Origin of the sequence: Amycolatopsis cihanbeyliensis (assembly GCF_006715045.1) — a bacterium.
GTDB lineage: Bacteria > Actinomycetota > Actinomycetes > Mycobacteriales > Pseudonocardiaceae > Amycolatopsis > Amycolatopsis cihanbeyliensis.
The window spans coordinates 507442-531786 of the sequence record NZ_VFML01000002.1; the positions used below are offsets into that span (position 1 = coordinate 507442).

The following is a 24345-nucleotide window of genomic DNA, read 5'->3' on the forward strand; positions in this document are numbered from 1 at the left end:
ACCGTGTGCTCACGGCAAGCCACCCTCGGGTGGAAGGCACCGGGCATCGGCGCCGATCATGGGTAGGTCGTCCGGTGTTGGAGCGCGGAGCAGGCACCCGATGCAGGGCATCCCTGTCGTGTCCGGCGGCAGGATTTCTGCGGCGCCTGCCGGAAGTTCCTGCCCACACAAAGCCAGCGCCGGACAGGTGTCCTCGGTACTGGCGAGTGCGCGGGGGTCGGTGGTCAGGTGAACGGTGCGGTTCAGCTCGCCCACGGTTCCGCGCCGGAACCGCAGGCGTACGACGCTCGGCGGGCTGACATCAGGCATTCACCCACCGTTCACTGCGCCGGTGACCTGGCCCTTCACCGCAGCGACGCACTCCGCGCGTTCGACACCGCCGCTGGGTTGCTTCCGGACGACCCGGTAGACCCGGCGTTGCCGTTCCTGTTCCTCGGCGGCGTCCACCTTGACCGCTGGCGCGGTAGCGCACTCAGCCGACTCGGCGACCACCAAGCCATCGACCAACTCGACCATGCCCTGCCGCGCCTGCCCGAGGACTTCGTCCGCGCTCGAACAGGGATGCTGGTCGATCTTGCGTATGCCTACGCCGCCGCCCACGACCGTGACGCGGCACTGGCGCACGCCCGGCAGGCACGCCGTCTCGCACTCCAGATCAAGTCCTACCGGCAACTACGCCGACTCAGTGGGCTCATCCTGCCCACCAGCAGCACCGGCGCCGCGTGACGCCACGTAGTACAACAACGGCACCAACGCACCCGCCCCAAGGAGCTGTTGCCGCTGCGCAAGCCCCGGGATACGGCTGAGCCACACCCACTCCAAACGGCCGACCTCCTCGGTGTCCGTCGGCTCGCCGATCTGCTCGGCGCCGCGCCACAAGAACACGTCCACCGGCGCCGTGACCTGCCCCGGCAACGGCTCGAACCCGATCAGATGCTCAGGCTCACCCAGCGGCCGGTAACCACTCTCCTCGGCAGCCTCACGCGCCGCCGTCGCGGTCGGGTCCTCGCCGTCCTCTACCAGTCCGCCGAGCAGTTCGTAACCCCATTGGTCCGTAACAAACCGATACCGCCACAGCATCAGCACCCGGTCCTGCTCGTCCACGATCAACGCAATGGCGATGCGCGCGAGGTGGACAACGTGATACTCCCACCGCTCACCGTTCGGCGCCTGCACATCAGTTAGCCCGAGCCGGACCCACTTGTTGTCATAGATCGTCCGCTCACCGAACGTCTGCCAATGGGCGTGTTCACCAGTCACCACGGCAGCTTAGAGCGTGTCTTACTTGGTAAGTTTCTTGTAGCAGGTGAGTGCCGCTGCGAGGGTGAGGAAGGCGCAGAAGAGGTGTCCATGGCGTTCGTAGCGGATGGTCAGGCGGCGGTAGCCGAACAGCCAAGCGATGCTGCGTTCGATGACCCAGCGGTGCTTGCCGAGCTTGTCGGTGGACTCGATGCCTTTACGGGCGATGCGCGGGGTGATGCCCCGGTGTCGGAGCCATCCGCGCAGACCGGCGATGTCGTAAGCCTTGTCGGCGTGCAGCTTGGCGGGTCGGCTACGGCGTGGGCCACGTCGGGATCGGATGGGCGGAACCGCTTTGACCAGGGGTTTGAGGGCGTGGCTGTCGTGCGTGTTGGCCGCCGAGGCACCGACCGTGAGCGGGATACCTCCACGGTCGGACAGAGCATGGATCTTCGATCCGGGTTTGCCGCGGTCGACCGGGTTCGGCCCGGTCAAGGTTCCCCTTTTTTGGGGCTCTTTGTACTGATGTGTGGGTAGTTTGCCCAGGTAGCAGAAGGGCACGTCGTTGCTGGGTCTAGGTTTCTGAGCTGTCGAGGAACAGAAACCGGATAGACGGAGAACGACGTGCCCGGTGTCAGGGTATGGGGTCGGCTGCTGGGCGTGAACACAGCGGTCGTGGAGTCGGTCGAGTTCGATGAGGCCGAGCAGGTGCTGGTGGCCGCGGTGCGGGTCCGGCGGCGGGATCGTGACCGGTGCGGGGTGTGCTCGCGGCGCTGCCCGCGCTATGACGCCGGCCGGGGCCGGCGTCGATGGCGTGCGCTGGACCTGGGAACCGTGCAGGCATTCGTCGAAGCTGACGCATCCCGGGTGCGGTGTCGTGAGCACGGGGTCGTGGTCAGTGCGGTGCCCTGGGCCCGGCACGGAGCCGGGCATACCCGCGCCTTCGACGACACCGTCGCCTGGCTGGCGACCGCGACGTCGAGGTCTACGGTCCGGCAGCTGATGCGGATCGCCTGGCCCACGGTCGGCTCGATCATCACCCGAGTCCGGGCCGACATCGACGCACGAGTGGATCGCCTGGCAGGGCTGCGCAGAATCGGGATCGACGAGATCAGCTACAAAAAGAACCATCGATATCTCACCGTTGTCGTCGACCACGACACCGGACGGCTGGTATGGGCGGCGGCGGGCAACGACAAACCGACACTGGCCGCGTTCTTCGAGCTACTCGGGCCCCAGAGGTGCGCGCGGATAACGCACGTCTCGGCGGACGCGGCCGCGTGGATCGCCCGCACCGTCGAGCAGTACTGCCCGGACGCGGTCCGCTGCGCCGATCCGTTCCATGTGGTCAAGTGGGCCACCGACGCTCTGGACCAGGTCCGGCGCCAGGTATGGAACACCGCACGCCGCCAACCTGGTGGCAGCCACAAGGACCGGCGTGGCCGCACCGCATCAGCCGGCGCCGCTCAAGGCTTGAAACGCGCGCGATGGGCGTTGTGGAAGAACCCGGAAAACCTCACCGATCATCAGCGCCACAAACTTGCCTGGATCGCCAAAACCGACCCCCGTCTTTACCGGGCATACCTGCTTAAAGAAGGACTCCGGCACGTCTTCGCCGTCGGCGGCCAGCCCGGCAAAGAAGCACTGCAACGGTGGCTGGCCTGGGCGGCGCGTTGCCGGATACCCGAGTTCGTCAAGCTCGCCCGCACCATCAGAGCCGAGCGCGCAGCAATCCATGCCAGTCTCGACCACGGCCTGTCCAACGCGCTGATCGAATCGACCAACACCAAGATCCGGCTGCTGACACGACTGGCCTTCGGATTCAAACACGCAGACGCCCTGATCTCCCTCGCGCTCCTCGCACTCGGCGGCCACCGTCCCGAACTACCAGACCGCACCCACACATAGATCAACAGAGCCTTTTTTGGCCCTGACGGACGCTCCGCCCAGGACCGCGCGCGACCAGTCGATCATCCCTTCGCTGCCGAGTTCGTCGAGCACAGCGCGGTGCAGGCGGGGCCATAACCCCTCGGCGGTCCAGCGGGTGAACCACCGATGCGCCGTGGGTACCGTCACTCCGAACGAGGGCGGTAGGTGCCTCCAGGCACATCCGCTGGTCAACACGAACACGATCGCGGTGAACACCGCACGGGCATCCGCCGGCGCCTTGCCGCCGCCCTGGGGCCGCACACCGGCCATCGGGATCAGCGGTTCGACCAAGGCCCACAACTCGTCCGGCACCAAGCGGCGTGCAAGATCGTCCACAAGTGAGCATCATGCACACCAACCGCCCCTCGGCCAACTGAGACACGCTCTTAGTGCAGACCGCACTCGTACCTCACGCCCGCTGGAGGTCGCGCTACATTGTCTTCCAACCCCGCCGCACTACAACGAAGCATGACCAGCCCAACTTCTGCCCAAAACTAGAGTGCTTAATAGGTATCAAACCGAGGGCGTGACCAGTGAGCGAATACAGAGAATTCGAAAATGGCGTCGCCGATATACTTTCTTCCATCGTTGGCAGCGATGCCACCGTGTCAAGGAACGCGCACTTGCCAAGTCGAAGCTCCAAAACAAGTAGGCAAATTGATGTCCTTGTGGAAGGAAAGGTGCTTGGGATCACCGACGCAAAAATGATCGTTGACTGCAAACATTGGCGCAGCAATCTGGACATTTCTGATATCGATGGATTCATCGGAACGGTCGAAGATGTCGGGGCGGATCTAGGTATGATCGTAACGTCCAGCAACGCCAGTTCAAATGCACGAGCCCGAGCAAAGTTGGCCCGGGGCGTACGGGTCGCAGCATTATCCATCGATAACCTCGCGAAGTGGAGACCCAAGGGAACTGTTACACGCAGAGTACGATTCAATAGCCAGAACAAATCAAAGGCAGTCAATGCCCTTCGAAACGCAGGATTCCGAGTGTATGTCAGTCACGATGGCGACAAAAATGGACCATTAATAGAAGTCTATCGCCACTACGGAACCTCAAACCCAACCGATGGGGATCTAGAACAACAAAGATATTCTATCAATAATATATTGGCGGACTATGATATCCACTTTAAAGACATCTCATTCGGAACAGTAATCGAAGGCGGAACACCTATGCATCGATGGATACAGATCCAAGCTGGCGGCATGCCAGTAGTTAGGACCCTGGCATCAAACGAACAGGAAGTGCTCGAAAACATGGAGAAGATCTCAAAAACGACTGGCATACCCCTTGACAAGCTTGACTACATAAGGCCCGAAGGGTGGCCATTCGACTCGCCATTCAAGTAACAGTACACGATGCTCGCACGCCGTAAATCTAGAGCCTCCTCTTGGGCATACGTGAACCGAGAACTTCCGCAGCCTTTCGGTCAGAGGCAGCCACCCAAGCAGCATAAACACGCAAGGTGGTCGCCCCTCCCCCGCCGTGGCCGAGTCGGCCAGCGACGGTGCGCAGGTCGATTCCGGCAGTTAGAAGCTCGGTTGCCGAGAAGTGCCGCAAGGCGTGAATGTGCGTCTTGATCGGCGGCTTAAGTCGCGCTGCCATCTTTTTGTACCGGCGAGAGATCGCATCTGGCGAGTAGAGCTTGGTCGGGTCCGTTGTCCGTGCGCTCATAAACACGAACATGTCATCGGTCAGCTCCACGCCGACCTTGGCGAGTTCGTCCGCGCGCCACCTCTTGTGTGCCCGGAGCAGAGCGACCGTCTCGGAGTCGAGCGCGAGCCGACGCATCTGGTGTGTCTTCGTGTCCTTCTCCTTGCCCTTACCTTTGCTCTGCACGTAGGTCCGCCGAATCTCAATGATCTCGGCATCCAGGTCGACTCGCGACCAACGCAGTCCAGCCACTTCGGCGCGGCGCATGCCGGTCGTCATCACAAGCCAGACCAGCGTTCCCCAATCCTCGCTTATCTCGAACGCCGCTTCGACCAGCCGCGCAGCGTCGGCAGCCGATGGTGGGTCCGGTTCCGGCGGCTTCTGCCTCGGCCGCTGCGCAGTCTTCGCCGGATTCGAGCTGATCCAGTCCCAGCGCACCGCAGCACCCAGAATGCCGCTGATGATCGAGTGGATCTGCCGGACCGTGGACGCCGCCATCGGCCTACATCCGTGGGGCTCGCACTGCGACTCCACGCAGTCGTGCTCACCCTCGGCATTGTGCTTCTCGATGAACGGCTTGCCATCGCAGCGCGCCCGGCAGCGTCGAAGCGTCGCGTACAGGTTCTCCAATTCGCGGACGCCAATCTTGTTAACCGCCATATCGCCGAGCGTCGGCTTTATCACGCGCTCGATGTAGCCCACGTAGGCATTGCGGGTGCTGTCTTCGAGTTCGGTTGTACGCAGCCACTCGTCAATGGCATACGACAGAGTCGCGGACGAACTCGGCGCGCGTTGCTCGTTGACCTTGGTGAGCAGCTTGTTCAGCACCTTCTCGGCCTGCCGATAGGCCGCCTTGTCCGTGCCATCGACCTTCTCACGCAGGTAGCTGCGCCTGCCGGTGACCGGATCGGCCCCGGCGTATACGACCACGCGGAGCGAGCTCGCACGCTCCTCGATCCTCCCCCGCTGGCGGCTGTCACTGGCAGAACGAGACATAGCCGTGAGTGCACTCGCACCCACGGCCGCACCCAACGATCAACTTCGCTGGCGTCTGTTCGGTTGTTTCGCCTGTTCAAGTCGGGTGGGCCGGGCGGGGCTCGAACCCGCGGCCAAAGGATTATGAGTCCTCTGCTCTAACCAACTGAGCTACCGGCCCGCGCAAACAAAGAGTGCAGAACCCCCGCTGCGCCTTGCCGCTCCCCCGAGCCGCCCCCGCGGTGGCCTGTGTCTCGTCCGCCCTGGAACTATAGCGAGCCGCCCACGCCCGCCGTCGGCTGCCTCGCCGAAACCGCGCCTCGGTTGGTCGATTCACCCGATGCGAGTATCGCGGCCACGAGCTCGGCCGCGGTCCGGCACCGCGATGCCGCCGGGAAGCGGCGTAGCGGCGCCTGCTCGACGCATCGGCAGTGCCCCAGGTGACGTGACCTCCTGCCCCGCGGCCGGACGACGATCAGCGGCCGATAACGGACCGGCATCACCTCGGCAACCCCCGCAACACCCACGGAGATCCACACGAGGAGTAATCACCCCGTGGGAAGGAATGGCCATGACTGAGCTACCGAAAACGAGTGGAAAGGCCCCCGACGCCACCGACGGCAGGCCGGTGCGGCGGTGGCCGTGGCTGGCCGGCATTCTCGCCGCCGCCGCCGTCGGCATCGGCATCGGTGCGGTTGCTTTCGCACCCGAACCGGAAATCGTCACCAAAGAGGTCGAGGTACCAGGTGAGATTCCGGCAGCGGACCTCGCCGCCCTGAGCGAGCGCGAAGCGGAACTCAGCGAACGCGACACCAACCTCGCACTGCGGGTGGACGAGCTGGACCAGCGCAGTGCCGGGTTGGATGAACGCGAGGCCGCGATCAGCGAGGCGGAGCGGACCGCCGCAGCCAACACCGTCGGTGACGGAGTGTGGGTCGTCGGCGTGGATGTCGAGCCGGGAACGTACCGGGCGACGAGTGTCGGCGCCGAGTGCTACTGGGCGATCACCACGAGCGGCAGCAACGGCGGGGACATCATCGACAACGGCATCCCCGGTGGCGGCAACCCCACCATCAGCCTGGCGAAAGGGCAGGATTTCCGGTCGGCGCGATGCGGTGAATGGACCAGGCAATGACCAGGCAGTGACGCAGCGCCCCGGAGCTGTTGAAGAAGGGGTGCCCGGTCAGGACTGAGGTTTGCGGGCCAGCAGGAACGCCTGCGGGGTCGTCTCCGGAAAGTTCCCGTCCGCGTCGGGCTCGCGCACCATCCGGGCGTACGGCACCAGCCCGGCCTGGTTCAGCAGCTCGGTGATCTGGTCCGGCCGGCACCGGTGGAAGTCCAGCGAGATCTCGTGCCCGGCCGCCTCGCTCCGGTGCAAGGGCTCGTCACCGACCTGGAATCCGAGCTGCAGGTAGCCGCCGGGTGCCAGCACCCGGTGGAACTCGGCGAGCACCTCCGGCAGCCGCTCCCGCGGGACATGGATGATCGAGTACCAGGCCAGGAGGCCACCGAGGCTGCCGTCCTCGAGGTCCAGCGCGATCATCGAGCCCTCCGCGAACCGCAGCGCGGGGTAAAGCCGGCGGGCTACCGCGATCATCCGTGGCGACAGGTCGATCCCGAACACGGGCACGCCGAGACCGTCCAGGTGAGCCGTCAGGCGTCCGGGACCGCACCCGATGTCCGCCACCGGCCCGGCATCGGCCTCCCGGACGAGTTCGGCGAACCCGCTGAGCACCGCCCGGTCCAGCGGCTTGGCGGCCAACTCGGTGCGGATCCACTCGGCGTAGTCCTCGGCCAGCGCGTCGTAGGACGCGCGAGTGCGGTGCAGGAAACCCGACTCGGTCACGCAACCCCCGGAAACGAAAAAGCCCCAGGTCAACTACCTGGGGCGACGCTCCCCCGGCTGGACTCGAACCAGCAACCCTCCGGTTAACAGCCGAATGCTCTGCCAATTGAGCTACAGGGGAATGTAGCTTGTCAGCTCGGTCCTCCCCGTGCCAACGAGACAATACCTTAACGCATCGCTGTCCGGGGTCGTACAGCACCCCGGGTGACCGCCGCCGTGCGCGGGCGCCGCGCGGGTGAGGGACAATGGGCGAACAGGTTGACCAGCGATGAGGAGGCGGGGAGCGGATGAAGAAGTTCCTGCTCGGCGCGGTGATGGGCTACGTGCTGGGGACGCGTGCCGGCCGCGAGCGGTACGACCAGCTGGTACGGACCTATCGCAAGATCGCCGACCACCCCGCTGTCCAGGGCGCGGCCGGGTTCGCCAGGGCCAAGCTCGGTGAGCGGCTGGGGGAACGGATGCCGTTCGCCCGCGGCGGTGAGCAACCCGCCGGCCACGGCGCCAACGGGCACCCGACGCGGCGGCGCTGACCGCTCAGGACGAACACCGGGCGACGGCGAACACCCGGCGGAACGGGAACCAGGTGGTGCCGTCGGCGCGAGGCGGGTACGCCTCGGCGAGCAGGCCCGCCAGCTGGGCACGGAAACGCTGCCAGCGTTGCGGGTCCAAAGCCGCCATGATGGGCCGCAGCGCCGTACCGGCGATCCACTCGAGCACGGCGTCGGACCCGCCGAGGCGCTGGACATAGGTCGTCTCCCAGGCATCGACAGCGCACCCCTCGTCCGCCAGCAGCTCCGCGTAGGCCGACGCCTCCTCCACCACGTCCTCAGTACGCACTACGCCACGCAACGCCTCGACCCACTCCGGCCGCGCCGCCAGCTCGCGAATCAGCGCGTGCGAGGGTGCCGCGAAGTTGCCCGGCACCTGCACGGCCAGCCAGCCACCCTCCGGCAACCCACGCGCCCAGCGGCGCAGCAACTCACGGTGTCCGGGCACCCACTGCAGTACGGCATTGCAGATGATCACATCGGTGTCCGTCGCGGGCCGCCATTCGGTCACGTCACCGACCTCGGCGGGAATCCCGGCCTCCCGGGCCGCGGCCACCATCTCCGGGGAGCTGTCGATGGCCTCGATCCGCGCCCCCGGCCAGCGCCGCGCCAGTGCGGCGGTCAGGTTGCCCGGGCCGCAACCGAGGTCGGCCACCCGTCGTGGCTGCCGCGCCCCGATCCGCCCGACCAGATCGTGGAACGGCCGGGCCCGCAGATCACCGTAGTCAAGGTACTTGCCAGGATCCCACACAGTACGAGCGTACTGCTAGGCTCGTCACGTGGCCAGCTTCGCGGCCGCGTCCGCGGCGATCCCGGCCACCAGGTCGGTGTCCACCCCGGGGTCCGCGCGCACCTGTAGCACGGCCCCGTCCTGGCCGGGCACCTTGCGCACCACAAACCACGCGCCCCCGCCGGGCAGCTCCTCGCGATGGCGCGAGCGGATCGAGCCGTCCACCCGCTGCTGCACCTGCTTCGGCAACGCCCCGGGCCGGCTCAGCCGGAACCGCACCGGTGCCGTGTCGGCCAGCAGCACGGCCTCCCCCGCCGAACCCACCTCCTCGGCCTCGGTGACCTCCAGCACCGCGTCCCGCCAGACGGCCTTGCTGACCAGATGCCACCCGATCCGACGAAAGCCCTCCCCCGCGGGTACCCACAGGCCCAACGGGGTGACGGCCACCAGGCCGCCGCCGTCCACCGGGGCCGAGCCGACCACGTGCTCCCCGGCGGCGAGCGCACCGGCGAGTTCCTCGGGCGCGCCACCGCCCAGCAACCGGCGCAGCAGCCTCATTCCAGGCCTCCCATCGCCTGTTCGCGTAACGCCTTGCGGTACTGCTCCAGCGCGACCAGGTCACCGAACAGCGCACGGTACTCCTCGGCCGCCTCCACCGGCGACAGCCGCTGCAACTTCGACTTCACCTCACCGATCTGCCTGCCGACCAGGTTCTCCTGCACCGCGGCGAGGACCCCGGACACGTACCGGACGTCGACCTCACCCTGCGCCTGCAACGGTTCCACCGCCAGCTCCGAGAGCAACGTGCGGACCGTCCCCTGCGGACCGTGCCGGCCGGCGGCGTCGATCAGCGCGGGCCCGGCGAGCCCGCAGGAGGCGCCGCCCGCCGCCAACACCGCACGATGCACCGCGACATACGCCGGGTGGGTGAAGGCGTCCTCGGGCAACGCGTCGTACTCCGGCCCGGCGATCGCCGGCTCCTGCAGGGCGGCCTTCAACGCCTCCCGCTGCGCCCGCAGCCGGGGATCCCGCGGGTCCGGGCGCGGGAGGTCCTGCGCGTCACCCGATCCGTTGTTCCGGGTGCTACTCGCCTTGCGCCCGCCCTGCTTGGCCGCCGCCGGGCTGCCCGCCGTCTCGCGCACCCTGCGCACCACCATGGCCTCGTCCTGCCAGCCGACCCACCAGGACAGTTTCGTCGCGTAGCCGTCGCGCTTGGCCTTGTCCTTGATCTGCGCCACCAGCGGGACCGTGCGCTGCAGCGCGGCCACCTGCCCGTCCACCGAGTCCAGGTCGTACTCGGCCAGCATGCTGCGGATGGCGAACTCGAACAGCGGGGTCCGGCGCGCGACCAAATCGCGCACGGCCGCGTCCCCCTTGGTCAGCCGCAGGTCACAGGGGTCCATCCCGGCCGGTGCGACCGCGACATAGGTCTGTCCCGCGAAGGTCTGGTCCCCCTCGAACGCCTTGAGCGCGGCCTTCTGCCCCGCCTCGTCCCCGTCGAAGGTGAAGATCACCTCACCGCGGAAGGCGTCGTCGTCCATCAGCAGCCTGCGCAGCACCTGCATGTGCTCCTCGCCGAACGCGGTCCCCGAGGAGGCCACCGCGGTGGGCACGCCCGCCAGATGCATCGCCATCACGTCGGTGTAGCCCTCCACCACCACCACCTGGTGCCGCTTGGCGATCTCCCGCTTGGCCAGGTCCAACCCGAACAGCACCTGGGACTTCTTGTAGATCACGCTCTCGCTGGTGTTCAGGTACTTCGCCTGGATCGGGTCGTCCTCGAAGACGCGGCGCGCGCCGAACCCGACGACATCACCGCCGAGGTCCTTGATCGGCCAGACCAGCCTGCGGTGGAACCGGTCGATCGGGCCCTGGCGTCCCTCCTTGCACAGCTGCGCCTTGTACAGCTCGTCCAGCTCGAAGCCCTTGTTCAGCAGGTACTTGGTGAGCCGGTCCCAGCCGGCCGGGGCGAACCCGCAGCCGAAGGTCCGCGCGGCGGCCTGGTCGAAACCACGCTCGCTCAGGAACTCCCGCGCGGCCTGGGCCTCCGGGGAGAGCAGCTGCTCGGCGTAGAACTCGGCGGCCAGCCGGTGCGCCTCGACCATCCTGGCCCTGGTGCCCCGGTCGCGTTGCACGCTCCCGCCGCCGCCCTCGTAGGTCAGGTGCAGGCCGACCCGGTCGGCCAACCGCTCCACCGCCTCGGGGAAGCCGACCAGCTCGATCTTCATCATGAACTTGATGACGTCGCCACCCTCGCCACAGCCGAAGCAGTGGAAGGTGCCGTGCGTCGGCCGCACGTTGAACGAGGGCGTCTTCTCCTCGTGGAACGGGCACAGGCCCTTCAGGGCACCGCCACCCGCCCTGCGCAGGGCCACGTAGTCGCCGATCACCTCGTCGATCCGGTTACGGTCACGTACCTCCGCGATGTCGCTTTCCCGGATCCGTCCCGCCACGCACCCGAGTCTAGGACCTGCGAGGCGCGATGTTCCGGCCAGGTGAATGGTCGCGCCGGTGCCGGCCGGGGTGGATACTGCGGGTATGACGGCCACCCCGGACGCGGAGGCGGCGGAGTTCGCCGGCCTCCGGCCGCACCTGATCGCGGTCGCCTACCGGCTCACCGGCTCACTGTCCGACTCGGAGGACGCGGTGCAGGAGGCCTGGCTGCGGCTGTCCGGGCTGGGCGCGAACGGGCTGGGCGAGATCCGCGACCGGAAGGCATGGCTGACCACCGTGGTCGGCCGGATCTGCCTGGACCGGCTGCGCTCCGCGACGGCGCGGCGGGAGCGCTACGTCGGGCAGTGGCTGCCCGAGCCGATCGTCACCCCACTCACCGGTGGCCCCGGTGAGGATCCGCTGGAGGCGGTAGTGCGCGCGGACGGGGTGCGGATGGCCGCCATGGTGGTACTGGACAAGCTGACCCCGCAGCAACGGGTCGCCCTCGTGCTGCATGACGCCTTCGCCGTGCCGTTCGAGGAGATCGCCGGAATCCTCGGCTGCTCGGTCGAGGCCGCGCGCCAGCACGGCTCCCGTGCCCGCAGGGTGGTGGCCGAGGCCGAACCGCCGCCGCGCGCGAGCATGGCCGAGCAGCGGGAGGTGCTGGAGCGGCTGCTGGCCGCGGTGGGCTCCGGCGATATCCAGGCCGTCGCCGAGGTGCTGCACCCGGAGGTGGTACTGATCGGCGACGGGGATGGCAAGGCGAAGACCACCCGGCAAGTCATGGTGGGCCCGGACCGCATCCTCCGGTTCCTCGCGGGCCTGCTCGAGATGTACCCGCCGGGTGCGTTCGCCGCGGCGCGGCCGGTGCTGGTCAACGGCGATCTCGGGATCCACCTGCCGCCGGCGTCCGGCGAGGGGCGTTATCGCGACCTGGACACGCATGTGCAGGTGGTGAGCATCCGCGCAGGCAAGGTCGTCGCGATCTACGACATGGCCAACCCGGACAAGCTCACCCACCTGCCGGGATAGCGCTCAGGTCATCTCCCGCACGTCCCAGAACCACACGCCGTCGATCGTGCGTCCCGGCCGGGCCAGCAGCAACTCCACCGTCTCCCGCAACGCAGTCTCGTGCTCGTGCGGACCGAGCACCACCACGTCCGCCCGCCAGAACCGCAGGTCGGTCAGCATGTCCACCCGCTCGTGGGCACCGACCTCGGCGACCTCCCCGGAATCGGAGACCTCCTCGAGTAGCCGGGAACTGGGCCTGCGTGTCGCGCCGTAGGTGCCCCGCTCGGGGTCCGTGCCCGGCCCCACGAAGTAGCCCTCGGCGAGCGGGAACTCCAGCCCGCTGTCGACCTGCCAGTGCAACGCCCGCGCATCGCCGGTGTCCGGCAGCGGCACGGTGACCACGGCACGGCCGGTCCCGACGTGGTCCCGCCAGGTTCCCGCGGTGAAGAACTCCGGGGTACGCGGTCGTTCGTGCACCCGCAGTTCGGTCGGCGCGATCGGCAGCAACGCGGTGAGCAGAGCCGAGAACCACACCACCCGCAGCGGGATACGCCACTCCGGCAGGCGCGGCCAGGTACGCAGCACGCGATCGGTCCCCAGCGCGAGCAGGATGCCGATCAGCGGGACGCAGCCGAGGGCGAACCGGGACTCCAGCACGGACTCGTACAGCGGTAGCTGGAACATGGTCAGCCACGGCCCCGGCAGCGTGGTGACGGTCCCGTCCACCACGAGCAGGACTCCGGTGGAGATCCAGGCCATCAGGAACAACGCGATCGTCACGGCCCTGGCCGCGGCATCGCGCCACAACCAGATCCCGATCACCAGCACCAGCAGGATCAGTGGCCAGCCGAAGAAGGCGTTCTCCTCGGTGCGGTTCAGTGACAGCTCCCGCGCCACGTCCCGGTTGCCCGCGGCCGACTCGGTGGCGAACGCGGTGAACGCGGCCGCGTCGTTGCCGACGAGCCCGTGTTCCAGCCTGCCGTAGCTCTGCGGCCCGAAGAACTGCCACCACAGCGGGAAGGCCACCAGTAGCAGGGACATGCCCGCCGCGAAGGCGAGCCCGATTCCCAACGGTCGCAGCATGGCCAGCACCTCGTCGGCCCGGAACAGCGCGTAGGCCACGCCGAAGACCAGGAAGGTGGTGGCCCCGATCAGCAACGGTTCCTCGCCGAGGAGGATCTGCCAGCCCAGCAGCAGCCCGAGCAGGATCCCGTTCCGGACCGGGCGCTGTCCGCGCGCCAGCTTCATCAGGCACAGCACCAGGAACGGCAGCACGAACAGGGCGACGAAGTTCGGGTGCGCGTTGGCGTGCGAGATGATCGGCGGGGCGAACCCGCAGAAGGCCGCCCCGATCGCCGCGCCGATCCGGGAGTGCACCAGGTGCCGGGACAGCACCCAGTACCAGGCCGCGGCGGTACCGGCGAGGCCGCCGGTCAGCGCGATCGCCCAGGTGACCGTCGGCCCGAACGCCAGGGTCACCGGGGTGAGCGGAACCCCGAGCCCGAGCATGACCGTGTTGGCCATCAGGTTCACGCCGTCCGGGTGGTTCTGTAGGTCGCTGAACAGCGGGTTCTCCAGGTGCGCCACGGAATCCGCGGTGACCGCGAAGAACCATTCCCACATACGCTGGTCCTGCCCGCTGTTGGTCAGGTACCCGCGTTCCAGGTTCGTCCACAACGGACGGTAGATCAGGAATGCGCCCAGCAGGTAACCGGCCAGTACGGCGAGTTCAGCGAGGTTCGGCCTGCGCGGCCTGGCCGGCCGGACCGCGGGCTCGAGTCCGGTTTCCGGCCAGGGTCTGCCCCAGGCGGGCAGCGCGCCGCTGGTCAGTTGCGTCACGGCCGGACGACCCTGGCCAGGAAGTAGAGCGCACCGGTGCCCGGATGCCGGACCAGGAACAGGAACGGCCGGTCGACCCGCACCGTGACCGGGTCACCCGAGGGCAGTGACACCAACCGCATCATCACCGCGGTCGCCGCCGCTCCCTCCAGTCCCTGCTCGTCGATCCGCAACACGGCCTGGTGCAACACCTCGGACACCTTCAGCCGGTCGTCGTCGGTGAGGCCACCGAGGTCGGCCCGTGCGGTGAACATGGTGCGTACCCCGAGCGCCTGCAGCGCCGCGGTCATCGCGGAACGCACGTCCAGCCGGAACCTCGGCAGGGCCAGGTTCACCATGGCCCGCCCCTGGCCGTCCAGCAGTTCCCGCAACGTTGTCGCGGTCAGCTCGGCCTCCTGCTCGGCCAGGTCGCGGTCCGGAAGCAGGACGGCGGCCTGCAAGCCACCGGCCACCGGCAGGGTGACCACCTGCCAACCCCCCGCGGCCGTGTAGCCCAGCCAGTCGGAGTGATGCATGGTGGGCACCCCGCGGGTGCCGTCCGGGGTGTGGAAGTCCTCCTCCCGCGTCTCCGACTCCGGGAAGGGCAAGGTCCATGCGGCGCGCAGGTACAGCGCGTTGACGATCCCGGCCGCGGTGTCCTCGCCCACCGAGCCCGGCTCGAGCAGCTCCGGGATCAGCTGGTGGGTCGCCTCGGCGACATCGGCGTTGATCATGCGCCGGGCCCCCTCGGGGTCGGCGACGAACGGGGCCGTCTTCAGCGCACCGGAGGGCCAGCCGGCCAACTCGTCGAGGAACTCCGGCTTGACGGGCAGCTGGTCCCAGGCCCACAGGGTGTTCGACACCGCGAGCACGGGCTTGTCCTCCTGCTCCTCGCCGGCCGCGGCGAGCACGGCCGCCCGCCGCAACAGCTCGGCATGGGCCTCCAGGTCCGCACCGTGTCCGGCGAGCAACCCGGTCAGCTCGGTGGCCGTCTCACCCCGTGCCGCCCTGCTGGCCAGGCCGAGCGCGCTGGCCGTGGAGTACGGCGAGTAGCAGGAGTCACCGCCGTGCGTCGCGAGGACCTCGTGCAGGGTCAGTGCGAACCTCAGATGAGCCAGCTCACTCGCTCTGTCAGCCATTCCCCGACGCTACCGTGAGATCCATCTCCCGGGATCGCCGGCAGGGCAGGACGGAAGAGGATCCGCGGGCTCGCGTGCCGCCACGGTCGGCGCCGGGAGGCCCACGTGCCGCGTATCGAGCTGGGCAACGACGGACCGGGGCCGAGCCCGCTGCCCCGCGGGGAACGCGAGCCGATCGCGACGCGGGTGCCGGAAGGCGACGAGCGCCGGTTCTGCGCCGGAGCGCACGCCGCGGTGGCGAACGCCCAACTCGGACCCGGGTGTCTCCGCCAAGCCGGCGGCACTGCTGGAGATCGCGGACCGGGTACGGGAGTCCGGCCGCGCGGTGGCCGCTACGTCGACGGCTCGGCACGGTCACGCCGGAGAACCCCACGGACTTCGCGGTACACGCCGAGCAGGTCGTCGCGCACGGTTACGGTGGGCGCCGAGAGCAGGATCAACTCTGGCCGTGCCGGCCGGTGTGCCACTCGTGCCAGGCCTGCGCCTGGGCATCGGTGAGCGCGGCGACCTGGTCGACCACCACGCGCAGCCGGGCCGGATCGTCACCTGCCGCGTGCCAGGCGGGGTGGAAGGCCGGGTCCAGCGACTCGGGAGCCCGCCGGGACAGCAGGTCGACCAGCTCGGCCAGCACCCGGCGCTGCTCGTACTGCATGGCCAGCCGCCGCTGGTCGCTCATCACGTACCGCAGGGCCAGCGCCTTCAGTAGGGCCACCTCCGCCTCGACCTGCTCGGGCACCCGCAGATCGGCGGCATAGCGGCAGAGCGGCCCCTCACCGTGGGCCTGCCGGGTACCGGTGACCGCGGCGGAGGCGAACCGGCCCACCAGTTCGCTGGTCAGTCGTTTCAGCGCGACCTGCGCGGCCAGCGACGAGTCATATCCCGGGCCGGCCAGCGCGGACACCACCGGCAGCCGCAGCAACTCCAGCGCCGCATCCTCCAATGTGGACAGAGGCTTGGCGGAGAAATGTTTCGCGGCCAGCTCGGCGACGGCGGCGCGTTCCTCGGGATCGGCGAGCACGTGCAGCGAGATCCGGCCGGCCAGCACCCCGTCCTCCACATCGTGCACCGAGTAGGCGACGTCGTCGGACCAGTCCATGATCTGCGCCTCGAGGCACGGGCGGCGCCGGGGAGCGCCGTCCCGGATCCAGGTGAGCACCTCCGCATCGTCGGGATAGGCGCCGAACTTGGTCTCTCCCGCCGCCCGTGGCCAGGGGTACTTGGTGGCCGCGTCCAGGCAGGCCCTGGTCAGGTTCAGCCCGACCGCGACACCGTCCGCGGTCAGCACCTTCGGCTCCAACCTGGTGAGAATGCGCAGGGTCTGCGCGTTGCCCTCGAACCCCCCGCACACCCGAGCCGCCTCGGCCAGCGCCCGCTCGCCGTTGTGCCCGAACGGCGGGTGGCCGATGTCGTGCGCGAGGCCCGCGGTGTCCACCAGGTCCGGATCGGCGCCCAGTTCCTCGGCGATGCCCCTGCCGATCTGGGCGACCTCGAGCGAATGGGTCAGCCGGGTACGTGGCACGCCGCTGACCTCCGCACCCTCCCCCGGCCCGACCACCTGGGTCTTCCCGGCCAGCCTGCGCAGCGCGGCCGAGTGCAGCACCCGCGCCCGGTCCCTGGCGAACGGGCCACGCTCGTCGGCACGCGCGCCCGCCAGCACCGCGCCCTTGGGTGCTTCGGCGCTGCGGCGCTCCCGATCGTGCCGGCCGTAGTGGTTCATCGACCGCAAGAATATGCGGCGGCACCGACAGGAGCAGCCCTCAGCCGAGGCCGGCGCCGCCGATGTCCTCCGCGGGCATCTTGGACAGCCGGTAGTACAGCAGCGCCGCGGTCTCGCGGAAGATGTACTTCGCCTGGGTCTCCCTGGTCTGCACCACCGGGCCGCTGTGGGTCGGTGAGGTCCACGCGTCGAGGCCCGAGTCGATGGCCATCGTCCTGGCCCGCAGCGAGTGCCATGGGTCGCTGACGATCACGGCCGTACGCCAGCCACGCTCGTGCACCCGGGCGCTGACCGCACGCAGGGTTCCCAGGGTGTCGCTGCCCGTGCCGACCGGCATGGTCGCCTCGCCTGGCACGCCCTGCTTGACCAGCCAGGCCGCACCGGCCTCGGCCTCGGTGTAGTTGTCGCCGGCCCGGCTCCCGCCGGAGGTCACCACCGTGTCGGCGACCCCCCGCTCGTACAGGTCCTTGGCGTGCGCGAGTCTGGCCTCGAAGATCTCCGAGGGGCGGCCGTTGTACTGCGCGGCCCCGAGCACCACGATCACGTCCGCCCGGGCACGGTCGTCCTCGCGCGCGTCCTGCCACACCCGCAGCGCCGTACCGCCGACCACCAGCACGGCGATCAGCACCGTGCCGAGCACGGCGCGGCGTGCCCAGCGTGCGGGCCCAGGGGTCTTCACGCCACCAGTCACAAGGTCATCTTCCCGGAACAGGCCGCCAGCAGCCCGTCAGCAGCCGAGGAGGCGGGGGGCCAGGTAGGCCTCGAGCTTGTCGATGGCCACGCGCTCCTGGTCCATGGTGTCGCGCTCGCGCACGGTCACCGCGTGGTCCTCGAGGGAGTCGAAGTCGACGGTGACGCAGAACGGCGTGCCGATCTCCTCGTGCCGCCGGTACCGCTTGCCGATCGAGCCCGCGTCGTCGAAGTCGACGTTCCAGTTGCGGCGCAACATGGTCGCGATGTCGCGGGCCTTCGGGGTGAGGTCGGCGTTGCGGGAGAGCGGCAGCACCGCGAGCTTGTACGGGGCCAACCGCGGATCCAGCTTCAGCACGGACCGCTTGTCCACGCCGCCCTTGGCGTTCGGCACCTCGTCCTCGGTGTAGGCATCCACCAGGAAGGCCATCATCGACCGGCCGACGCCGGCAGCCGGCTCGATCACGAACGGCCGGTAGCGCTCACCCGAGGCCTGGTCGAAGTAGGACAGGTCGACCCCGGAGTGGTTGGAGTGCGTGGTGAGGTCGAAGTCGGTCCGGTTGGCGATGCCCTCGAGCTCGCCCCACTCCTGACCGGAGGAGAAGCCGAACCGGTACTCGATGTCCACCGTGCGCTTCGCGTAGTGCGAGAGCTTCTCCTTGGGATGCTCGTAATGCCGCAGGTTCTCGGGGTTGATCCCGAGGTCGGTGTACCACTGGGTGCGGTTCTCGAGCCAGTACTGGTGCCAGGACTCGTCGTCGCCGGGCTCGACGAAGAACTCCATCTCCATCTGCTCGAACTCGCGGGTACGGAAGATGAAGTTGCCGGGCGTGATTTCGTTGCGGAAGGACTTGCCGATCTGGCCGATGCCGAACGGCGGCTTCTTGCGCGAGGTGGTCTGCACGTTCAGGAAGTTCACGAAGATGCCCTGCGCGGTCTCCGGGCGCAGGTAGTGCAGGCCCTCCTCGGTCTCCACCGGGCCGAGGTGCGTCTTGAGCATCATGTTGAACTCGCGCGGCTCGGTGTACTCGCCGCGGTTGCCACAGTTCGGGCACGGCACATCGGAGAGGTCGTCCTCCCCGGTCTCCTTGCCGGTGCGCTCCGCGTAGTCCTCGGCGAGCTGGTCCGCCCGGAACCGGCGGTGGCAGGAAAGGCATTCCACCAGCGGGTCGTGGAAGGCGTTCACATGGCCGGAGGCCACCCACACCGGGCGGGGCAGGATCACCGAGGAGTCGATGCCGACGACGTCTTCCCTGCCCTGCACCACGGCCTTCCACCACTGGCGCTTGATGTTGTCCTTCAACTCGACGCCGAGCGGCCCGTAGTCCCACGCCGAGCGGGTACCGCCGTAGATCTCCCCGCACGGAAAGACGAAGCCACGGCGCTTGCACAGGCTGACAACGGACTCAATGGTGTTGGCGGGCACCCACGCTCTCCAGACATGCGGGAACGGCTGTTCATGACTAGACACGTCAGAGTATCCGGCCGTCCCGAACCCCGTGCGAGGGGATTACTACTCGCGGCCACCGATAGTTACGGGCTGCTCACCAACTCGGCGGTGACGATGCGGTTGTCCCGGTATCCGTCGGTGCCGCCGAGGTAGTCGCCACCGCAGGTGACCAGCACCAGCCGGTGTGGGCCGTCCTGACCGAACAACCGCTCGGCGTGCTCGGGCAGCTCGTCCTTGTGCAGGGTGAGCACCTCGGTGATCCGGTAGACCCACCGGCCACCGCGGGTGTCCATCACGCTGACCCGCTGGCCGGGCCGATCCCGCCACAGCTCCTCGAACGGACCCTGCTGCCGGTTCCAGTTGACGTGCCCGGACAGCAGCGCCGCCCCCTGCTCGGCGCCGAGCTTCGCGCCCCACCAGGTGGCCTCGTCCAGGTTGTCCGGGATCGGCAACACGCCGTCGTGGGTCAGCTCCCGCCGGACCAGCTTCGCGGTGCCGCCCTCCGGCAGCCGCACCGTGCCCGGCCGCTGGGTGGGCTCGCCGTCCGGGGTGGACGCGGCCGCGGGCAGCTGGACCGGCGCGGCGCCGGCGGACCGCTCCGGGTCACCGGAGTCGCGGCCGTGCACCAGTACCAGCACGCCGGCGCCCACCGCCAGGACGGCGAGCACGCCGAGCACGGTGGCCAGCACCCGGCGCCGGCGGGACGACCCGCCGGCGCCTTCGGGCGTGGGCTCGTCCATCGATCTACTCGGTGCGCTCCGGCGCCGCGAGGTTCCTCCGCCGGCCGCGACGCAACGTGAACAGCGCGCCCGCGCCCAGCACCAGACCGCCGCCGATCAGCACGAAGCCGGCCGGGAAGCCGCCGGGGTCCGCGGGAACGTCCACGGGGTAGGAGGACGAGGAGACCCCGGCCGGGATCTTCACCGGCACGCTCGGCTGCGGGTTCTGCCCGCCACCACCGGGCTCGGCGGGAGTGAAGCCCCGCGGCAGCGAGCAGCTCAGACCGCCCAGCACCAGCGTGGTGACCACGGTTCCCACCGGCTCGATCTCGGGCCCGCCGGGCTCGGTATCCCGCTGCTCGCGCGAGGATCCCCGGTCGGCCCGCTGCTCGCCGTCGGCGGCATCCCCAGCGGTTTCCCCGGTTGCTTCCTGGGTGGCCTTCCCGGTCGCCTGCGCCTGCCGGTTCTGGTCGCCGGCCTCCTCCGACTGGTCGGGCTGGCCCGCCTCCTTTTCCTTGCGCAGGTGACTGGTGATGGTAACCCGCCACCCGGCGACCCCGGTGATCTCGCTGTCCCGCCACTCGTCCTGGCGCAGCAACTGGTCGAAGGCGGTCAGCCGGCTGACCGACACGTCGGAGGTGGTCAGGGCACGGTCGTAGCGGACGGGCACCGTCGTGGTCCTGTCCCCGTCCTCGACCTCGCTCGGATCCTTGGACGGACCGAACGCCAGCCCCCGGACCTCCAGCGGCTGGTCGCCATCGGGCAGGTCGCGTTCGACCAGGCCGCCGTCCTTGTCCAGCACCCACAACTTCTCGGCGGTGGTCTCGCTGGTGATGTCCTCCGGGCTCGCGCACTCGAGTGCGTTGCGCACCCCCTGGAAGGCAAGCACCGTCTTGTCCTGCCCGCTCCCCGGCTGCTCGAGATCCTGCAGGGCGTAGTTGGCCTCGGCCGCGGCCACGGGCACGGTGGTGTCCTTCAGGGCTGCGGTCACCTTGTGTTCCCGGCTCGGCACGCCCTCGGGGAACAGGTCACCCTCGGGCTCGAAGGTCCCGAAGCTCAGCCGGTAGTGTCGGCCGGCCGTTTCGCGGTCCTTCGGCGATCGTGGCACCGTGGAGTTGTCCTGGGCCAGCGCGGAAACTCCGGTGCGCAGCGGCGACCGCTGGGTCTCGGTCACCAGGGTGAAGAGCTTTCCGCCGATCTGGTCGTGCACCTGCATGGAGGCAGCGTTGGCGAAGGACACCGGCCCGGTGTCCTCGTTCACCCCGGATGAGCCCTGCGCGGCGGCGGTTCCTGATCCGGCCGTGAGCGCGAGCGCCGCCGTGCCCGCAGCCAGCTTCGTCCCGAAACGAGTCATGTCTCCTCAGCCTCTGTCGCCGGTTCGGAAGCCGCCGGGTCTCGGCCGCTTCCTGGTGGTGACACGTGCAGAACGTGACAGCCGTTCACCTTGTCCCACGACCGGGTCGTCCTTGCCGTAGATTCCCCCAACGTCACTCGAATGGAGCAACGCTCGGCCGCCGCCCTGTGACGGCCGCACTCACTCGCGGGACAACACTAGGATGGATGGTGACTTCCCGACAACGGATAGCATTTTCTATCCGGACCCCGAGGACGAAGGCTGGAGATCGAGATGCCGACGGTGAGCCCGGACGCCGCACCCCCTGGGTTGCCCGCGGATACCGAACAGCACGAGCACTCGCCCGCGCACACCCCGGCACCGCCGACCCCGCCGCAGCCTCCGGCCACGCTGGCCGCCGCCGGGGAGTTGCTGCGCGCGCTGGCCGCACCGGTGCGCATCGCCATCGTGCTCCAGCTACGCGACGGGCATCGCTGCGTGCACGAGCTGGTGGACGCGCTGGACACCGCACAACCGTTGATCAGCCAGCATCTCCGGGTACTCAAGGCCGCCGGGGTGGTACGGGGGGAACGGCGCGGGAGGGAAGTGGTCTACCGTCTGGTCGACGACCACCTCGCGCACATCGTGGTGGACGCCGTCGCACACGCAGAGGAGGGCGGGCATTCATGAACGGCCAGGCCACCCGGGGCCCCGCTCCCGTTCCCGGTCGCCGGGCCACCAAGCAGCGGGCCGCCGTGGTCGAGCTGCTGAACGAGATCGACGACTTCCGGTCCGCGCAGGAACTGCACGACGAGCTGCGCAAGCGCGGCGAGGGGATCGGCCTGACCACCGTCTACCGCACCCTGCAGTCCCTTTCCGAAGCGGGTGAGATCGACGTGCTGCGCACCGACGCGGGCGAGGCGATCTACCGTCGCTGCTCCTCACATCACCACCACCACCTCGTGTGCCGGCACTGCGGCTACACGGTGGAGATCGAGGGACCCGCCGTGGAACGCTGGGCGGACAAGGTCGCCGTGGGCAACGGTTTCTCCGACATCAGTCACACCGTCGAGATCGCGGGCACCTGCGCCGCCTGCCGCGCCCGGGCCTCCTGACTCTCAGTACTCGTAAGGGTCCTCCGGCGCCGGAACCTCGCGCACGGTGCGCACGGTGAGGTCCGGGGTGTAACCGTTCTCCGCGGTCGCCGTGTCGGGCACGGCCTGGCCGGTCACCTCGATCCAGGTGTCCGCGGCCGCCGCCACGGCCGTGGTGGCGGCCGGGCCGGTCAGCCGTACCGTGAGCGGGAAGGCGTCCGCCGCGCAGCAACTGATCCGCAGCCGCGCCAGCAGGGTGTCCCCGCCGTCGTGCACGACGAACCCGGACAGCGAGACGGTGCGGTCGTCCAGGGTGCCGCCGGAGTCCCAGCCGGCCCTGGTGACGAACTCCGAGACCGGCAACGGCACCACCTCGCCCGCGGGCAGCGGCGGGAAGGTCGCGGCGTCCCTGGCGGCCTCGCTCTGCGGAGCCCTGGCCGGGGTGCGGGTGACCGAGTCCGAGCCCAGCGCGGGCGGGGCGACCAGGAACACCGCGAGCACCGGCACCATCAGCAGCCAGGCCGAGCGCGCCGCGTGGTGGTGCTCGTGCCCACACGCCTGCGGTCCCGGTGTGCCGCGCGCGGCCAGCAGGTCCCGCGCCATCGCCAGCACACCGAGGGCCACCATCACCGCTCCCCCGCCGAGCACCCACACCTGCTGCGAAGGCTTGACGTAGCGCAGGTAGTCGCCGTTGATCGCGATCTTCAGCAGGGCACCGCCGAGCAGTACCAGCAGGATGTTCTGGGTTTCCCGCCTCATCGCACCCCTCCCAGCACCAGCAACCCGGCCGCCACCGCGCACCCGATCGCGACCACGAAGGTCGCCGGCGCGAAACGCAGGGCGAAGGACCTGCCGAAGGTGCCTGCCTGCAGGGCGAACAGTTTGATGTCGATGGCGGGCCCGACCACCAGGAACACCAGCTTCGGCAGCAGCGGTACCGGCGCCAGCGAGGCCGCCACGAAGGCGTCCGCCTCGCTGCACAGCGACAGCACCACCGCCAGCACGGCCATCACCACGATCCCGACCACGACCTGCTCGCCGAGCACCCCGAACCAGTGCGCGGGTACCAGCACCCCCATCGCCGCCGACACCAGCGCGCCAAGCACGAGGAAGCCACCGGCGTCCACCAGGTCGGCCCGCGCGGTCTCGGCGAAGGTCTTCCACCGGTCCCCGCCCTGGACCTCGGGCAGCCTGCGCAGCGCGCGCTCGGCGATCCATTCCAGCTTGCCCCACCGCGCCCACAGCCAGCCCATCGCCATCGCGGTGGCCAGCGAGCCGAGGAACCGCGCCAGCACCATCCCCGGCTCGCCGGGGAAGGCGACCGCGGTGGCGACCAGCACGATCGGGTTCACCGCGGGGGCGGCCAGCAGGAAGGTCAGCGCGGCTGCCGGGGCCGCGCCCTGCCCGATCAGCCGGCGGGCCACCGGGACCGAGGCGCATTCGCAGCCGGCCAGCGCGACCCCCGCGAAACCGGCCACCGGCACCGAGGCGCTCTCCCGGCGGGGCAGCACCCTGCGCAGCACCCGCGCGGGGACGAACGCGGCGATCGCCCCGCTGATCAGCACGCCGAGCACCAGGAACGGCAGCGCCTGCACGCAGACCGCCACGAACACCGTGGAGCCGGTGCGCAGCGCGGGCACGTCGAGCACCGACTGCAACTGCGACTGGCCGAGGATCGCGATCAGCAGGATCCCGCAGAGCACCTCGATCGAGCTGATCCGCCCGCGGCGCCTGCGGGGCGGCCGATCGGCGCCGGTGGTGGTTTCGGGAATCGTTTCCACCCAGTGCATGTTCCTAGACGCGCGACACGATCGACTCGGCGGGGCTCCAACTGTGGTTGCGGCCGTCCGCTCCGCAGGTCACGCGCTCCGCCTCCCCGCTCGGGGGCTCCTTGCCGCTGAACACCGCGGCGCGAAAGCGCCTCCGTATGGCGGTGGTGGGAGACGGGCGGGCGCGTCCCTCCACGCACCACAAACAGCTACCTCCGGCTGCGGACCGGGCGCTCAGGAGCG

At 69.2% G+C, this 24345-nt stretch carries 24 protein-coding genes, 2 tRNA genes and 1 pseudogene; 8 read left to right on the plus strand and 19 right to left on the minus strand.

Going from position 1 to position 24345, the window contains the following annotated elements; translation table 11 throughout:
• The first annotated feature begins 228 nt into the window (after positions 1–228).
• On the plus strand, positions 229–726 hold the full coding sequence (locus tag FB471_RS30920; RefSeq protein ID WP_246076807.1) for a hypothetical protein: 498 nt from the start codon (positions 229–231) through the stop codon (positions 724–726).
• Here the strand turns inward: FB471_RS30920 and FB471_RS30925 are convergent.
• Together FB471_RS30925 and FB471_RS30930 are read right to left on the minus strand one after the other, a co-directional pair.
• Positions 673–1260 (minus strand): NUDIX domain-containing protein, encoded by a 588-nt coding sequence (locus FB471_RS30925; protein ID WP_142003369.1) that lies wholly within the window; start codon positions 1258–1260, stop codon positions 673–675. The two genes, FB471_RS30920 and FB471_RS30925, sit on opposite strands and share 54 nt — an antisense overlap.
• A 21-nt stretch (positions 1261–1281) precedes the next feature.
• Positions 1282–1800, minus strand: coding sequence for an IS5 family transposase (locus tag FB471_RS30930; protein ID WP_342779498.1), 519 nt, complete (start codon positions 1798–1800; stop codon positions 1282–1284).
• A 63-nt stretch (positions 1801–1863) separates the two neighbouring features.
• Between FB471_RS30930 and FB471_RS30935 the strand changes: the two genes are divergently transcribed.
• Positions 1864–3147 (plus strand): ISL3 family transposase, encoded by a 1284-nt coding sequence (locus tag FB471_RS30935; RefSeq protein WP_142003370.1) that lies wholly within the window; start codon positions 1864–1866, stop codon positions 3145–3147.
• Between the two features lie 9 nt (positions 3148–3156).
• On the opposite strand, the pseudogene FB471_RS30940 reads toward FB471_RS30935, so the two are convergent.
• Positions 3157–3504 (minus strand): annotated as a pseudogene (locus FB471_RS30940) (transposase); the annotation flags it as partial.
• A 197-nt stretch (positions 3505–3701) separates the two neighbouring features.
• Here FB471_RS30940 and FB471_RS30945 point away from each other — a divergent pair.
• Positions 3702–4526 (plus strand): restriction endonuclease, encoded by an 825-nt coding sequence (locus tag FB471_RS30945; RefSeq protein ID WP_142003371.1) that lies wholly within the window; start codon positions 3702–3704, stop codon positions 4524–4526.
• Between the two features lie 28 nt (positions 4527–4554).
• On the opposite strand, the gene FB471_RS30950 is transcribed toward FB471_RS30945, so the two are convergent.
• Together FB471_RS30950 and FB471_RS30955 are read right to left on the minus strand one after the other, a co-directional pair.
• The gene (locus tag FB471_RS30950) at positions 4555–5826 is read right to left on the minus strand and encodes a site-specific integrase (RefSeq protein ID WP_142003372.1); all 1272 of its coding nucleotides are present in this window, start codon (positions 5824–5826) and stop codon (positions 4555–4557) included.
• A gap of 86 nt (positions 5827–5912) precedes the next feature.
• Positions 5913–5986 (minus strand) — tRNA-Ile (locus FB471_RS30955).
• 390 nt (positions 5987–6376) lie between these two features.
• Between FB471_RS30955 and FB471_RS30960 the strand changes: the two genes are divergently transcribed.
• A complete protein-coding gene (locus tag FB471_RS30960) occupies positions 6377–6940 on the plus strand; it encodes an Rv1352/Rv1906c domain-containing protein (RefSeq protein WP_246076808.1) in 564 nt (187 codons plus the stop codon).
• A gap of 48 nt (positions 6941–6988) precedes the next feature.
• Here FB471_RS30960 and FB471_RS30965 read toward each other — a convergent pair whose 3' ends face one another.
• Both FB471_RS30965 and FB471_RS30970 read right to left on the minus strand, forming a co-directional pair.
• Complete coding sequence (locus FB471_RS30965; protein WP_142003373.1) at positions 6989–7651, minus strand: class I SAM-dependent methyltransferase; 663 nt, start codon at positions 7649–7651, stop codon at positions 6989–6991.
• A 48-nt stretch (positions 7652–7699) separates the two neighbouring features.
• Positions 7700–7772 (minus strand) — tRNA-Asn (locus FB471_RS30970).
• A gap of 166 nt (positions 7773–7938) precedes the next feature.
• Between FB471_RS30970 and FB471_RS30975 the strand changes: the two genes are divergently transcribed.
• Positions 7939–8181: a hypothetical protein gene (locus tag FB471_RS30975; protein WP_142003374.1), complete on the plus strand. Its 243-nt coding sequence runs from the start codon at positions 7939–7941 to the stop codon at positions 8179–8181.
• 4 nt (positions 8182–8185) lie between these two features.
• Here FB471_RS30975 and FB471_RS30980 read toward each other — a convergent pair whose 3' ends face one another.
• From FB471_RS30980 to dnaG, 3 genes are read right to left on the minus strand one after another with little or no spacing between them, the layout of a single operon-like run.
• On the minus strand, positions 8186–8950 hold the full coding sequence (locus FB471_RS30980; RefSeq protein WP_142003375.1) for a trans-aconitate 2-methyltransferase: 765 nt from the start codon (positions 8948–8950) through the stop codon (positions 8186–8188).
• Positions 8951–8974: 24 nt separating this feature from the next.
• The gene (locus FB471_RS30985; protein ID WP_142003376.1) at positions 8975–9487 is read right to left on the minus strand and encodes a hypothetical protein; all 513 of its coding nucleotides are present in this window, start codon (positions 9485–9487) and stop codon (positions 8975–8977) included.
• A complete protein-coding gene (gene dnaG / locus FB471_RS30990) occupies positions 9484–11382 on the minus strand; it encodes a DNA primase (RefSeq protein WP_142003377.1) in 1899 nt (632 codons plus the stop codon). The genes FB471_RS30985 and dnaG overlap by 4 nt, the downstream gene beginning before the upstream one ends.
• A gap of 85 nt (positions 11383–11467) precedes the next feature.
• Here dnaG and FB471_RS30995 point away from each other — a divergent pair, with 85 nt between their 5' ends.
• Positions 11468–12394, plus strand: coding sequence for a sigma-70 family RNA polymerase sigma factor (locus FB471_RS30995; RefSeq protein WP_142003378.1), 927 nt, complete (start codon positions 11468–11470; stop codon positions 12392–12394).
• Between the two features lie 3 nt (positions 12395–12397).
• Here the strand turns inward: FB471_RS30995 and FB471_RS31000 are convergent, their stop codons facing one another.
• The 7 genes from FB471_RS31000 to FB471_RS31030 all read right to left on the minus strand — a co-directional run bounded on the left by FB471_RS31000 (position 12398) and on the right by FB471_RS31030 (position 21260).
• Positions 12398–14188, minus strand: a complete 1791-nt coding sequence (locus tag FB471_RS31000; protein ID WP_142003937.1) for a glycosyl transferase — start codon at positions 14186–14188, stop codon at positions 12398–12400.
• Positions 14189–14208: 20 nt separating this feature from the next.
• Entirely contained in the window at positions 14209–15330 is a 1122-nt protein-coding gene (locus tag FB471_RS31005) for a serpin family protein (RefSeq protein WP_142003379.1), read from the minus strand.
• Positions 15331–15766: 436 nt separating this feature from the next.
• Positions 15767–17047, minus strand: a complete 1281-nt coding sequence (locus FB471_RS31010; RefSeq protein ID WP_142003380.1) for a deoxyguanosinetriphosphate triphosphohydrolase — start codon at positions 17045–17047, stop codon at positions 15767–15769.
• 40 nt (positions 17048–17087) lie between these two features.
• A complete protein-coding gene (locus tag FB471_RS31015; protein WP_170221063.1) occupies positions 17088–17738 on the minus strand; it encodes a YdcF family protein in 651 nt (216 codons plus the stop codon).
• Positions 17739–17774: 36 nt separating this feature from the next.
• On the minus strand, positions 17775–19163 hold the full coding sequence (locus tag FB471_RS31020; protein WP_142003382.1) for a glycine--tRNA ligase: 1389 nt from the start codon (positions 19161–19163) through the stop codon (positions 17775–17777).
• A 107-nt stretch (positions 19164–19270) separates the two neighbouring features.
• The gene (locus tag FB471_RS31025) at positions 19271–19927 is read right to left on the minus strand and encodes a class F sortase (protein ID WP_142003383.1); all 657 of its coding nucleotides are present in this window, start codon (positions 19925–19927) and stop codon (positions 19271–19273) included.
• Positions 19928–19931: 4 nt separating this feature from the next.
• Positions 19932–21260 carry a hypothetical protein gene (locus FB471_RS31030; RefSeq protein WP_142003384.1) on the minus strand — a complete coding sequence of 443 codons (1329 nt, stop codon included), beginning with the start codon at positions 21258–21260 and terminating at the stop codon, positions 19932–19934.
• Between the two features lie 273 nt (positions 21261–21533).
• Between FB471_RS31030 and FB471_RS31035 the strand changes: the two genes are divergently transcribed.
• Together FB471_RS31035 and FB471_RS31040 are read left to right on the plus strand one after the other, a co-directional pair.
• The gene (locus FB471_RS31035; protein WP_142003385.1) at positions 21534–21929 is read left to right on the plus strand and encodes an ArsR/SmtB family transcription factor; all 396 of its coding nucleotides are present in this window, start codon (positions 21534–21536) and stop codon (positions 21927–21929) included.
• Entirely contained in the window at positions 21926–22354 is a 429-nt protein-coding gene (locus FB471_RS31040) for a Fur family transcriptional regulator (protein ID WP_142003386.1), read from the plus strand. Before FB471_RS31035 ends, FB471_RS31040 begins: the two co-directional genes overlap by 4 nt.
• A gap of 3 nt (positions 22355–22357) precedes the next feature.
• On the opposite strand, the gene FB471_RS31045 is transcribed toward FB471_RS31040, so the two are convergent.
• Both FB471_RS31045 and FB471_RS31050 read right to left on the minus strand, forming a co-directional pair.
• Entirely contained in the window at positions 22358–23092 is a 735-nt protein-coding gene (locus FB471_RS31045; protein WP_142003387.1) for a TIGR03943 family putative permease subunit, read from the minus strand.
• A complete protein-coding gene (locus tag FB471_RS31050; protein ID WP_425457135.1) occupies positions 23089–24105 on the minus strand; it encodes a permease in 1017 nt (338 codons plus the stop codon). Before FB471_RS31050 ends, FB471_RS31045 begins: the two co-directional genes overlap by 4 nt.
• Positions 24106–24345: the final 240 nt, after the last annotated feature.

What these genes read in the sequence shown, in the direction of transcription:
- FB471_RS30950 (WP_142003372.1), bottom strand. Translation starts at nt 5,826, where the DNA reads ATGTCTCGTTCTGCCAGTGACAGCCGCCAGCGGGGGAGGATCGAGGAG.
- FB471_RS30960 (WP_246076808.1), top strand. Translation starts at nt 6,377, where the DNA reads ATGACTGAGCTACCGAAAACGAGTGGAAAGGCCCCCGACGCCACCGAC.
- FB471_RS30975 (WP_142003374.1), top strand. Translation starts at nt 7,939, where the DNA reads ATGAAGAAGTTCCTGCTCGGCGCGGTGATGGGCTACGTGCTGGGGACG.
- FB471_RS30985 (WP_142003376.1), bottom strand. Translation starts at nt 9,487, where the DNA reads ATGAGGCTGCTGCGCCGGTTGCTGGGCGGTGGCGCGCCCGAGGAACTC.
- FB471_RS30995 (WP_142003378.1), top strand. Translation starts at nt 11,468, where the DNA reads ATGACGGCCACCCCGGACGCGGAGGCGGCGGAGTTCGCCGGCCTCCGG.
- FB471_RS31005 (WP_142003379.1), bottom strand. Translation starts at nt 15,330, where the DNA reads ATGGCTGACAGAGCGAGTGAGCTGGCTCATCTGAGGTTCGCACTGACC.
- FB471_RS31010 (WP_142003380.1), bottom strand. Translation starts at nt 17,047, where the DNA reads ATGAACCACTACGGCCGGCACGATCGGGAGCGCCGCAGCGCCGAAGCA.
- FB471_RS31025 (WP_142003383.1), bottom strand. Translation starts at nt 19,927, where the DNA reads ATGGACGAGCCCACGCCCGAAGGCGCCGGCGGGTCGTCCCGCCGGCGC.
- FB471_RS31030 (WP_142003384.1), bottom strand. Translation starts at nt 21,260, where the DNA reads ATGACTCGTTTCGGGACGAAGCTGGCTGCGGGCACGGCGGCGCTCGCG.
- FB471_RS31035 (WP_142003385.1), top strand. Translation starts at nt 21,534, where the DNA reads ATGCCGACGGTGAGCCCGGACGCCGCACCCCCTGGGTTGCCCGCGGAT.
- FB471_RS31040 (WP_142003386.1), top strand. Translation starts at nt 21,926, where the DNA reads ATGAACGGCCAGGCCACCCGGGGCCCCGCTCCCGTTCCCGGTCGCCGG.
- FB471_RS31045 (WP_142003387.1), bottom strand. Translation starts at nt 23,092, where the DNA reads ATGAGGCGGGAAACCCAGAACATCCTGCTGGTACTGCTCGGCGGTGCC.